Annotated in this window: 13 protein-coding genes and 2 tRNA genes; 6 read left to right on the forward strand and 9 right to left on the reverse strand. The window is 60.9% G+C overall.

The features are described 5' to 3' along the window. Positions 1-213: 213 nt before the first annotated feature. Together WEA77_RS14735 and cpdR are read right to left on the reverse strand one after the other, a co-directional pair. Positions 214-288: transfer RNA gene (locus tag WEA77_RS14735), tRNA-Val, on the reverse strand. Positions 289-388: 100 nt separating this feature from the next. Continuing rightward, complete coding sequence (cpdR, locus tag WEA77_RS14740) at positions 389-748, reverse strand: cell cycle two-component system response regulator CpdR (protein ID WP_291039089.1); 360 nt, start codon at positions 746-748, stop codon at positions 389-391. A gap of 154 nt (positions 749-902) precedes the next feature. On the opposite strand from cpdR, the gene WEA77_RS14745 reads away from it, so the two are divergent. The 3 genes from WEA77_RS14745 to WEA77_RS14755 all read left to right on the forward strand — a co-directional run bounded on the left by WEA77_RS14745 (position 903) and on the right by WEA77_RS14755 (position 3383). After that, positions 903-1817, forward strand: coding sequence for an N-formylglutamate amidohydrolase (locus tag WEA77_RS14745; RefSeq protein ID WP_368068632.1), 915 nt, complete (start codon positions 903-905; stop codon positions 1815-1817). Between the two features lie 318 nt (positions 1818-2135). Then, the gene (locus WEA77_RS14750; RefSeq protein WP_368068633.1) at positions 2136-2534 is read left to right on the forward strand and encodes a helix-turn-helix domain-containing protein; all 399 of its coding nucleotides are present in this window, start codon (positions 2136-2138) and stop codon (positions 2532-2534) included. A 33-nt stretch (positions 2535-2567) separates the two neighbouring features. Further along, the gene (locus WEA77_RS14755) at positions 2568-3383 is read left to right on the forward strand and encodes an inositol monophosphatase family protein (protein ID WP_368068634.1); all 816 of its coding nucleotides are present in this window, start codon (positions 2568-2570) and stop codon (positions 3381-3383) included. Between the two features lie 88 nt (positions 3384-3471). Here WEA77_RS14755 and WEA77_RS14760 read toward each other — a convergent pair whose 3' ends face one another. Further along, complete coding sequence (locus WEA77_RS14760; protein ID WP_368068635.1) at positions 3472-4482, reverse strand: TraB/GumN family protein; 1011 nt, start codon at positions 4480-4482, stop codon at positions 3472-3474. A gap of 156 nt (positions 4483-4638) precedes the next feature. Between WEA77_RS14760 and WEA77_RS14765 the strand changes: the two genes are divergently transcribed. From WEA77_RS14765 to WEA77_RS14775, 3 genes are all read left to right on the forward strand, one after another. Further along, positions 4639-4715 (forward strand) — tRNA-Arg (locus tag WEA77_RS14765). A gap of 516 nt (positions 4716-5231) precedes the next feature. Continuing rightward, positions 5232-5585, forward strand: coding sequence for a type II toxin-antitoxin system RelE/ParE family toxin (locus tag WEA77_RS14770; protein WP_368068636.1), 354 nt, complete (start codon positions 5232-5234; stop codon positions 5583-5585). Then, on the forward strand, positions 5582-5878 hold the full coding sequence (locus WEA77_RS14775; RefSeq protein WP_368068637.1) for a helix-turn-helix domain-containing protein: 297 nt from the start codon (positions 5582-5584) through the stop codon (positions 5876-5878). Before WEA77_RS14770 ends, WEA77_RS14775 begins: the two co-directional genes overlap by 4 nt. A 211-nt stretch (positions 5879-6089) precedes the next feature. Here WEA77_RS14775 and WEA77_RS14780 read toward each other — a convergent pair whose 3' ends face one another. From WEA77_RS14780 to WEA77_RS14805, 6 genes are all read right to left on the reverse strand, one after another. After that, positions 6090-6590, reverse strand: a complete 501-nt coding sequence (locus WEA77_RS14780; protein ID WP_368068638.1) for an RES family NAD+ phosphorylase — start codon at positions 6588-6590, stop codon at positions 6090-6092. After that, the gene (locus WEA77_RS14785) at positions 6587-7069 is read right to left on the reverse strand and encodes an antitoxin Xre/MbcA/ParS toxin-binding domain-containing protein (protein WP_368068643.1); all 483 of its coding nucleotides are present in this window, start codon (positions 7067-7069) and stop codon (positions 6587-6589) included. The genes WEA77_RS14780 and WEA77_RS14785 overlap by 4 nt, the downstream gene beginning before the upstream one ends. 787 nt (positions 7070-7856) lie before the next feature. Then, positions 7857-8729, reverse strand: coding sequence for a nucleotidyl transferase AbiEii/AbiGii toxin family protein (locus WEA77_RS14790; RefSeq protein WP_368068639.1), 873 nt, complete (start codon positions 8727-8729; stop codon positions 7857-7859). Then, positions 8722-9630 carry a hypothetical protein gene (locus tag WEA77_RS14795; RefSeq protein ID WP_368068640.1) on the reverse strand — a complete coding sequence of 303 codons (909 nt, stop codon included), beginning with the start codon at positions 9628-9630 and terminating at the stop codon, positions 8722-8724. The genes WEA77_RS14790 and WEA77_RS14795 overlap by 8 nt, the downstream gene beginning before the upstream one ends. 282 nt (positions 9631-9912) lie before the next feature. Then, positions 9913-10236, reverse strand: a complete 324-nt coding sequence (locus WEA77_RS14800; RefSeq protein WP_368068641.1) for a DUF736 domain-containing protein — start codon at positions 10234-10236, stop codon at positions 9913-9915. Positions 10237-10539: 303 nt separating this feature from the next. Continuing rightward, a complete protein-coding gene (locus WEA77_RS14805) occupies positions 10540-11094 on the reverse strand; it encodes an antirestriction protein ArdA (protein WP_368068642.1) in 555 nt (184 codons plus the stop codon). Between the last annotated feature and the right edge of the window lie 134 nt (positions 11095-11228).

Consider the following 11228-nt stretch of genomic DNA (forward strand, 5'->3'; position numbering starts at 1 on the left):
ATTGATGCGGTGACCAAAGCCAAGGCGAACAAAGCCGCTGCGTAGAACAGGATGTGCCCTGCCTGAGCAGCTTGCACAAACTTGCACAAAACACGCTGTTTTGAGCGCTGTACGGGTGGGCGTAGGGCTTGGAGACCGGCGAAAAGCGCACCGCGCGCAAGTGGACTACACAGGGCGCAATTCCCGGAATTCTGTTTGTTTTCTGTGGTGTAATGGTGGGCGGTACAGGGATCGAACCTGTGACCCCTACGATGTCAACGTAGTGCTCTACCGCTGAGCTAACCGCCCGCCTTGACGCGGCCTGCAAAGGCCCTGCTTCAGGAACCGTGGGTAATGAACAATCGGGCAGGCGGCGTCAAGCGGGCTTTCGCCGCAAATGCTCGGGGCCTCAGGCCGCCATCACCTTGTCCACTTCCTCCACGATTTCGCGCAGGTGGAAGGGCTTGGAGAGGACTTTCGCGCCCGCCGGGGTCGGTGCGCCGGAAGACAGCGCCACAGCGGCAAAGCCGGTGATGAAAACGATCTTCATAGCGGGGTCGAGTTCGGCGCCGCGACGGGCCAGTTCGATCCCATCGAGGCCCGGCATCACGATATCGGTCAGTAGCAGGTCGAACACTTCGCGTTCCAGCGCCTGCAGGGCGCCTTCGCCGTCGGCATAGTCCTGCACGTCATGGCCAGCGCGGCGCAGGGCCGCAGCGAGAAACCCGCGCATTGAATCATCGTCTTCCGCGAGCAGGATCTTGGTCACGCTATCCTCATGCCGAACAAGTCGGGACTGATTACCGCATAAAGGCGAAGGAAGGTAAATCAGTTGTGAACGCGCCGGTCCCTGCGCCCCTAATCTTTACGCGTTCCACAGGAAAGTCCTTGACCTGACACCCGGTTCCCAACCCATTAGGCGGATGCGCGAGACCTCCCCTGCCGTGCGGCTCGACCCGCTGCCAGAGCCTTTGCAGGTGACGGGCCCCGCCCTGTCGGAACCGCCTTTCGACCATACCCCCGCCGCAGCCCTCGCCTCGCCGGTCCTGTTCGCCAGCCCTCATTCCGGCTCGCACTATCCCGCCGCCATGCAGGACGCGCTCTGCGTGCCGCTGATCGACGTGCGCCGCACGGAAGATGCCTTCATCGACGAGCTGTTCGCCGGCGCGCCGGCCCTCGGCGCGGGGCTCGTCGCGGCCCGCTATGGCCGCTCTGTCGTTGATCTCAACCGCGACCCTCACGAACTTGACGCCGCCATGTTCCGCGACGGTCCGCCCCGCCCCTGCGCCCTGCCGACGGCGCGGGTAGACACCGGCCTCGGCTGCCTGCCCCGCGTCGGCGCCCGGGGCGAGGCGATCTACGCCCGCCTGCTGACGCGCGCTGAGGGCGAGGAACGCCTCACCCATGTGCATGACGCCTACCACCTGCACCTGTCCGGCGAGCTGGACGCGCTCCGCCGCGCCCATGGCCATGCCCTGCTGATCGATTGCCACTCGATGCCCTCGCTCCAGCCCGGCCGGCACATGCTGACGGATATCGTGCTGGGTGACCGCTTCGGCTCCAGCGCCGACCCGCGCCTGATGTACCGGATCGAGCGCAGTTTCCGGGCCCAGGGGTTCACCGTCGCCCGCAATGCGCCCTATGCCGGTGGCTACACGACCCGGCGGTACGGGCGTCCGCGCCGGGGCATCCATGCCCTGCAGGTCGAGATCAACCGCGGCCTATACATGGATGAGCAGCGCATCACCCGGGCCAGCGGCTTCAGCGCTCTCAAAGGCGCGCTGCAGGAGGTCATGGCCGAAATCATCGACGCAGCTCGCCTCCTGCCCCGCGCCTGAGGCGCCTTCCGACCGGCCTTGAGCATTGAACGGATCGTTCAGTTTGGCGTCACGCCTCCCCGAAAAGAAAAAAGGCCGCGCCCGGAAGCGCGGCCAAAGTCAAAGGGAGGAAACGCCAGAGGCGTTGCACCGAAGTGCAAAACCAACTTATGCTGCGATGCACCAACCGCCAAACAATTTTCTGCCGCCTCCCCGCGTGCACCTCCCTTTGCCCTTAAAACAAGCAGTTTCCGGCGCGCGGCACGCCGTTTGCGTAGAAATTGCGCGAATTTCCTGTTTTGGGACTGAGACCGGTCCCGCGCCAATCGGAGACGGACCATGGCTGACGAAACTGACCTGCACGTAGGCAAGCGGCTACGCCGCCGCCGCCGCCTTCTGGGGATGACCCAGCAGGAACTTGCCTCCCAGGTAGGTGTGCGCTTCCAGCAGATCCAGAAGTATGAGTGCGGCGCCAACCGCGTCACAGCTTCGCGCCTGTTCGACCTCTCGCGCGCCATGAACGTCACTGTTCAGTACTTCTTTGACGGCATGCCGACGGCCAATCCAATGCCGAACGCTGCCAATGACGCCGAACAGATGGAAGGCGACATTCTTTCCCAGAAAGAAACCCTGGAACTGGTGCGCGCCTATTACCGCCTCGGCGAACGTCCCCGCAAACGCCTCCTTGAGCTCGCAAAAGCCCTCGAGGGCGACAACACGAGCACCGGCGCTGCTTGACGCCTCTCAGCTGGCGGGGCATCGCCTCGCCGGATGACATCTTCCCGCGATCTCTCCGCTGAGCTCGCTTTCGCCGCCCGGCTGGCCGACGCAGCCTGGGCGGCGATCCGCGTTCACTTCCGCAACCTCAAATCCGTCGACGACAAGGGCGCTGCGCCGGGCCGGGCCGGCATCGATCCCGTAACCGAAGCCGACCGCGCCGCCGAACTGGCCATGCGCGCCCTCGTCGCCGCCGAATATCCGGGCGACGGCGTGACCGGAGAGGAGTTTCCGGAAGCCCCGTCTTCCTCCGGATACAGATGGTATTTCGACCCGGTCGATGGCACCCGCTCCTTTGTGGCCGGACTGCCCGTCTGGACCACGCTGATCGCCCTCGTCGATCCGGACGGAATTCCCCTCATCGGCGTCATCGACCAGCCGGTGCTGGGCGAGCGCTATCTCGGCTGGCCCGGCGGCGCGCGCCTCGACACCGCGACGACCAGCCGGCCGATCCGCGTGTCCGGCTGCAACGACCTGCGCCTCGCCACCATTGCGACCACTGACCCCTTCAACTTCTCGCCGCCCGAGCAAGGCGCGTGGAACCATCTGCGCTCTGCCGCCCGCATCACGCGCTATGGCCTTGACGCCTATGGCTATGCCCGCCTCGCCGCCGGTACCATCGACCTTGTCGCCGAGTCCGGGCTCAAGTCCTGGGATGTCGCCGCGCTGATCCCGGTCGTGCACGGCGCCGGCGGCCTCGCCACCGACTGGCGCGGCAATGCGCCGAAACTTGGCGGCCAGATCGTCTGCTCGTCCAGTCACGCCGTTCTGGAACAAGCCTTGCTGGCCCTCAGGCGCGCGGCGGACTGAGCCCAGCGCCCGGCAGAAACACGCCGGCCAAACGAAAACAGTCCAGAACTCGCCCGTCCGGTGTTGAAGGGACTAGCGCGAACCTACTTTACGGCCCGGCGACCTCATAGCCTTCCGCGCGCAGCATCGCGATCACGCTGTCTTCGCCCACGAGGTGGCCTGCCCCGACCGCGATCAGCCGCGTCCCAGGTTCGTCCAGCATGGCGGCGATCAGAGGGGTCCAGCGCGCGTTCCGGTTGGTCAGCAGCGCTTCATACGCCGCGTCCGAGCCGAACGAATCTGGCGAAGCCATCAACGCGCCGAGGCCGGCCGCATCCCCGTCCGCCCATTCGGAGACGAGCAAGTCCAACAGGTCCACGCCCTCCTCCAGCGAGGCAGCCGTCATCATCAGGAATTCGACCTGCGCGCAATTATCCAGCCGGGCAAACTCCCCAAGCTGCTGGTCCACCGTTTCGAGGTAATCGAACGCCGCGCCATGCCCCGCCGCTTCGGCCCCGATCTTCATTTCGACGCCCGAAGCGGGGTCAAACCCTTCCGACGTCATCTGCATCACCGAGAGGTTCAGCGCCGCATACCAGGGCCGCATCGGCTGCACCGCTTCCAGCGGCAGGCCAACCTCCGTCAGCGCGTCATTCAGCGCCGCAACTTCTTCTTCGGTCAGCAGGCTCGTTAGCTGCGTGCCGTCGGTGAACATACCCTGGGAAGAGAAGAATTTCATCAGTTCACGGCCGGCCTCCGCGCTCGTCGTGTCGGCTTCGAATACCACCGTATCGGCCGCCGCAATTGCCGCCCCGATTTCCGGTGTCCGCCATTCGAGATCCGGCCGCAGCAGATGCACCGTCCCGAGGATGTAGAGGGTCGTGTCCTCGTCCGTCATTGTCCACATCGCTGGCTGCCCGCTGCCCCGGCTGGCCTCGGCTGCCGCAATTGCCCGCGCTTCGGCCTCGGCCATCGCGGCCGGGTCGGATGTCCGCTCGCACGCCGCCGGGGCCGCATCCGCCACCGTTTCTGCCTCGGAGGTCTCCGCCGCCTTCTGGCAGGCCGAGAACAAGAGGGCAGTCGCGGCCAGCGCCGCAGGGATTAATCTTTTCAGGCGCATGGGTCTGGCAACTCCGGGAGAAGGGACATTCTCCGCAAGCCTAGCGGATCAGGCCGCGCCGTCCAACGCCCAGCGCCCAGCGCCCAGCGCACCCGCCCCCCACGCAAACCCGGTTGCACCCTCCTCCACCTTCGCCTAAACACCGGCTTCGGCGAGGCACCCATAGCTCAGCTGGATAGAGTGTTGCCCTCCGAAGGCAAAGGTCAGAGGTTCGAATCCTCTTGGGTGCGCCATTAAAATCAGGGACTTACGAGAAGTGCCCGCTTTTCCAAAAAGGACGTGGAAGCACGGTGGAAGCACAGACCTCGAAAGCAAACTTCTGCGTCTTCTTACGCTTTGGCGATCAGCCATTCTGAAACTTGCTCCGCCCTAGATCGTAAGGGCAAGCCTGCCGGTTATCCCAGTGAAGTCTGTGGAGTTCAACGCCAGCTTCGAAGAGCCCTGTCAGACCCATCTACATTCGATCGCCGTCCGCTGAGCGGCAGCAATCTGGCGGAAGCCAGACGGAGTCCAGATTTGCGTATCAGGCAATTCATCGCCGGAAACGGTCAATCAGCACGCAATCTCGGACGGCTGCTTTCGGAGCGAGGCTGAATAAGCTCGGACAAGACGCGCTGAAAGTAAAACAATCCAGCCTTACGGCATCACTTCTTTGCACGAGCGGCCAGTCTCGGTTCGAAAGGGAACAGATCAATCCTCTTGACAATGTACCTCATGCGGTACATTTGTGATGAGAAGGATAAAGCGAGTTGGCAGACACACGTAAGAATATCGAGGTTGTGTTCTTTCGAACCGCATCAGGTAATGAGCCCGTGCGCGACTGGCTGCAGGACGATGTCGGTGAAGTTGAGCGTAAGATCATCGGATCTGATATCAAGACAGTGGAATATGGTTGGCCAATAGGCATGCCAATCAGTCGGCCCATGGGAGGCGGCCTGCACGAGGTTCGCTCAAGCCTTCCCGGAAACCGTATCGCGCGGGTTCTGTTCTGCGTGGAGGAAGGTCGCATGATCCTTCTTCACGGCTTTATCAAGAAGACAAAGGCGACACCAAAGTCAGACTTGGACCTCGCAAAGGATCGAAAGAAGGAGATCGGACAATGAGTAAGATGAAATCAAAAGCAGGGATCGGCTCAAGTTTCGACGACTTCCTCAAAGAAGAAGGAATCTATGAGGACGCCCAGGAAGTGGCGCTCCTTCGCGTGTTTGCCTGGCAGATTAAAGAAGCCATGAAAACCAGCGCCATCACGAAGGTGGAAATGGCGAAGCGCATGAACACGAGCCGTAGCCAGATTGATCGGCTGCTCGATCCGAAAGACGATCACGTGGAGCTCGCGACGCTTGCAAAGGCGGCCGAAGCTGTAGGCAAGAAGCTCAGCTTGCAGCTCGTTGCCTGATCGCATATCGAGAGTGACCGACAGCGGGAGGCTGACCGAGAACGGACATCGGTGAGTTTACGCTTGGACGGCAAAAACGGGCCAAGTCGGCTCTGATCGTCATCGGTGGCAAGCGGCAGGGTCAATCCATTCGTGTCGTTCGGCTAGCTGACCAGCGCCGGGCCGGACTTCGCCGGAAATGGACATTCGGTCGGCGTTGAAAAATCGCCGGTCATGGGGGGTTAAGCCTCGTGTCGATCTCCAGCGACTTCTGCTCTACCAATTGATATGTTCCCGTCGCGACCGCGGAAACGAATATCAAGTTCCAGCTGAACCTTGATACAGTGCTTGGAATCAAGATGAACGGATGAGACCTGAGTAGCTGATCTCCAAATTGCTGCTGACCGGCGCTCGGTGAACCGGGCACCAGCCAATTTGGATTGGGCACATCCGAACGATGGACGACATGTACTGCGTTTGGATCTGCAATCTCAAACTTGGTTAGAATATGCGGCTTTGTGTCGAGAATTTCGAAGCCCTTGTGCACAGCAACTTCCAAAATCGCAGTGGCAGGATCAATTGAGCAGTATACCGCCCGAACGCCTTTGCTATTCCAACGGCCGCCGGCGCGGAACGCGCCTTCTCCTGTTTCCCATGTGGTCGCATAGGCTTGCTGGTCGATACGCCAACCTACAAGCTGCGAGCCACCGAGTGCCCCAGGCAGCGGCGTCACACGTACACACCGTATTCTAGTTGTTCGAGATAGTTTTCCACCAACTCTTGGCCGGCCGGCGTATCTAAGAGGTCAATCGGGCGATTGCGATCAAGCCCAATTGCTGGCTGATCAAACCATTTCTCTGCAGCTTCCTGGGAGCCAAAAACTTCCGACGCATTTGCGAGCAGCTCTGCAAATCTCCAAGCTCGACCACTCTGGTCTTTGTCGAGCGCCTGATCAGGTCTTTCCTTCTTGCGTTGGACGGTCCGAACGCTCATTCCAATCGCCTTCTCCAATGAGTGCGCTGCACCCAAAAGAATGAGCGAATCTATCAGATGCAGCAGAGCCTTGTTAGGTAGTCCGGCGACTAGCAGCTCGTGTGCTTCTATAGGGGTGTTAACCCTCCGACGAAGAAGCTTCGGGCCTCCCAGAAGGTCCAACGTTCGCTTAAGCTGCCCGCTTTGAGCGGAGGCCTGATAGGGAATGGTCTGAGACACTGGGCACCTGTGCGTCAACTGTCCTTTAAGTATACGACACGTGACGTCAAAAATCAAGAGCGCTTTTTGACTAAGCGGCGCCAAGACTTGGAACTCGGTCGATGACGTGATCGTGGAATTTCCGAGGAACTCGAACCGACCAATTTCGCTTGACTGATGACCGGCCGCAAAGGGCCAACGACTGTCGGCCATAGGGGTGACGTCGTATGACTGTTCATGCTCCAACAGCCGTCGTCCGAATATCCAACTTCTTGTGCTAGGTTTCGGCTACGTTGGAGACAAAGAGCAGCAGCATCAATTGTTGGAGACCGCAGGCTGGCGATTTCTCAACACAAAGAATTCGCGCTGAGCGTGTGAAATATCAGACTTCGATTGATCGGCAAAAATTTTCAGATTAAAGTCCCTTCTGGGTCGAAAGATCCGAAAGCGCACATTGCGCTCGACAGGCAATATCGCAGATCAAAACTCCCGCGATCATTGCCAAGTTTGGACTTGATGTTTCGTCCTTACACGCATCGTTTTGATGCCTGGGGTGTGATACCCCCCCTCTACCTGGACGCGATCCATCCGTCGTTATGACAACGCCGAGTGCTCAGTCTGACTGGAATTGCTCGAATTGCATCCGGAACATTCATCTCAAAATTCAGGAATGAGACTGTCAAAAATCCGGAACCCAGTTTGTGTGTCGTCGAGACGGCTGGGCCAGGTTCCCTCACCCTTTCTTTCCTGAAACCGGGCCGACGTATCTCAAACGTTTGGATGAGAAAGACCAAGTAAGAACACGAGGTCACGTCCAGGGAAGCGCCCGGTAAAAGCTCGACACGCGCGAATAGCATCCCTCGAACTCCGGCAACGTACCGATCTCGAGCTGCATCGTCTGCCAGTCCGCTGCGGAGCGGCGCCTCACCTCTGCATCATCGAGCGAGTCGATCGTGGGCTCGATATTTCGGGACTGGCACTTTGCAACAAATACCTCGAGAATGTGCGTCAGAACCTCTGGGGTAAACTCGCGCCCGTCGATCAACCGGTCGAGATCGTAGACATCCTGGCGGCGGTTTCGGTTGCGCTCTTTCTGCTGGAGCATCGCCCGGTATTTCTCGGCCATCAGCTCCACGAGGTCGTAGGCGTAGAGTTCCGCGCCGCCCGTCAGGCCCAGCACCTGGATCTGTCTCAGCGGCTCATTGAACGAGATGTCGACCTCGATCTTGCCTGGCATCATACCCTTGTTCAGGGCCACCTCCTGGGGCGTACCTCTGCGCGCAAAAGCGATCTTGATCTTCAGCGCCGGGAAGCTTGCGGTCTCGAATATGGCCCTGGGCTGGCGCGCAATCGAATGAACCCTCACGATCAGGTCAGCATATCCAAGTCTTGCGGCGGCCCGGGGAAAGGTGCCGTCCAGCAGGCCCCTGATCTTCTCATCGATATCGGGGCTGACTTCAAAGGCGGCCGTGAGATCGATATCGGCCGTCTGGCGCGGACTGTCATAGGCGAGCCCCATCAGGACGCCGCCTTTCAGGAACAGCTTTTCCTTGAGGCCCGCGGTCATGGCGATGGCATTCAGCGTCACTTCAACGGCCTGGCGCTGCGCATAGGCAATCGGATTCGCCCTGGCGCGCTCGACCCAGCCGGCCACATTCAGTTCGAGAACGGCATCAGACATTGAGGGAGATCATCCAGGTTTCGGAAAAGGCCGAAGCAAATTCCTTCGACGGATCGAGCTTTCGGGAACTTCCGCGTTGTCCGAGCGCCTTCCACGGCTCGATGCCCGGATGGGAGAGCGCGAGGCGTTCCTCAAGGATGTAACCCGCCCGGCTTTTGACGAGGCCACTGGTCGCAGCATCGACGGCGGCGACGATGTCCTCAAGGTAATCCGCCGCGTGCTCTTCCCAGACATCGAGGACATGGGACATGCCGCCGCAAAGATCGGGCTTTTGCAGCATGTCGAGGAATGTCTGTCCGATCGTCGAAATCCTCACGCCATCACTTCGGTTGGCGATCCACGCGCCTGCGGTTGTTGCTTCGTACATATGAACCTGCCGGCGGCGAACGCGGGGCGGGTGAGTGATCAGCTTCAGCGGGAACGGATTGTCTTCGTTCTCGAGCAAGGCGCTGTCCATGTAGCTGCGAAGACAGGCCTGCGCCGATTTCCGGTCCGGCCGCGTGAGGATCAGGGCATCGGGGCTTCTGTCAGTAAGTCCCCATCGCTGCATGGCTGAGAGGTGGGAGACATAGCAGGTCGGATCGACGAGACAGACGATATCCTCGGCCGGCAGGTCGGGTACTGCCAGAACCCGGATCATGCGGGCGCCGTAATCCCGGTCGCCGCCGATCACACTCGCCTTCTTCAGCAGGAGCCTCAGCCGCAGATAATCTTCCCGGGTCGGCGTTTCATGTCGCAGATAAAGTTTCTCGTCGCCGGGATTCCTGTACATCTGCCAGATCAGCCGGAAGACTTCGAACGGGGTCAGGACCGGTTTGCCTTCCGCCTCAAGCAAACTGGCCAGATATGCCCCTGCGCGGGTCATCTTGTCAGGATAGGTACCAGGGATCTGCTCACTCATTTTCTAATGATCACCACTTATAAGCGTCCTTAGGACGCTTATAAGTGGTGATCAGTTTGAAGTCAACACTTGGCATGGCCGAGCCATCGGTGGCTAAAAATCAAAACACTTGGTTGTATATGCGTCCTTAGGACGCATATACAACCAAGTGTTATATGTCAAGCGGCGAACCCTGACAGCTCAAGGCCCATACGCTTCAGCGCTGGCATTCACACATGGTGCGGGCGCCAGTGCTGCAAGACCGAAAGGTGACGGCCCCTGGCAGGGCCGACACCGAAAGGATCAGTCCTTCGCATTCCACAGCAGCACATACCGCCCCTTCTTGCCCTTCACAGGCGCAAGATTCGCGTAGATCCTGCGCGGTCCGATCTGCGGATCGGCGAGCGTGATGGAGATGTACTCCCTGCCGCTTGATTTCGCCTGGACGACCCAGCCGCCGCCGATCTCGGTCTCGATGTCGCCGGCGAAGATGCGGTAATCGGGCTGGGCGGGGGCTTTCTTGTCCGCGTTCTTCTCGATGCGGATGGGGGCGGTGAGGTTCATCATCGCGAGTGCGCCGGAAAAGCCCGTCTTGGTTTCGCTGACATAGCCGAGTGCGTTTGCCATTGTGTGGTCTCCTGTTCGTTTCGTGTTCTGCCGTCCCGGGGACGCCTCGTCCCTGTCGGCGCCGGACCGCAAGGACGGCGCGGCCCGGCCCTGAACCGGAACGGGCAAAGCGAAGCGGCGCACCGGCGGGGCGATGAATTTTGCTTCGCGGTGAATGCGCGGGGAGCGCAGAGGAAAATTCTTCGCCCCGCCGGTTTCGGGGACGGTCCGCGCCGTCCAGGTCATACGGCAAGAGACAGGGACGAGGGGTCCCGAGGCAGTGCACGGATCAGTCGATCAGGACCCCAATCGCGGCAGGCCCGCTCACCGGCTCCAAAAAACATGCACCTCGTTATAGGACAGAGCGATAGTGAACACATCGCCGTTCAGTTCGAGATCGCGGCCCATAGCCTCCCAGTCGATATAGTACTGCAGCGCTTCCGGAATCGCTGTGCCGCACTCGCGGTGAAGCGTCTCGGCAAACTCCGCCAGCGAGGGATGCTCGCCCGCATAGTCATCGAATGCGGCAGCGGCCGCGTCCAGGTCCTCGCCGAAATGCCGGTAGAGGCACGCGCCAAGGCGGCCATGCGCCGCGATGAAATCCGCAAGCGCACAGATCGCCTCGAAGCTCGCCCACTCACTGACGGGCGCTCCCTCGAACCCTTCATGGTCATGCACCGCATGCTCTTCGGCCCCCGGCTCCGGGCTCGCCGCCAGCATCGCGCGCACTTCGGCGCGCATCGTGTCCGGGTCGCTTGCCTCGATCCATCGGCCATGCAGGCAGCCTGCGTTATAGGCTGCAAGGCAGGCCACATAAACACGCGGCCTCTCAGCCACAGGCAAAGCGCCATCCGGCGCGGTCGTGATCGGGTCTGGCATTCTCTTGTCTCCTCCCCGCCCCGTACCTCCGCGCATCAGGCGGGAGGGGGCGGCACAAGGCGCGTCGCCGGGGCGTACAAGGCGGGCGTGCACGGGGTCAGGTCGGACAATACAAACGCGATGAACGGCCCTCC

Origin of the sequence: Hyphomonas sp., from assembly GCF_040882205.1 — a bacterium.
Taxonomy (GTDB): domain Bacteria; phylum Pseudomonadota; class Alphaproteobacteria; order Caulobacterales; family Hyphomonadaceae; genus Hyphomonas.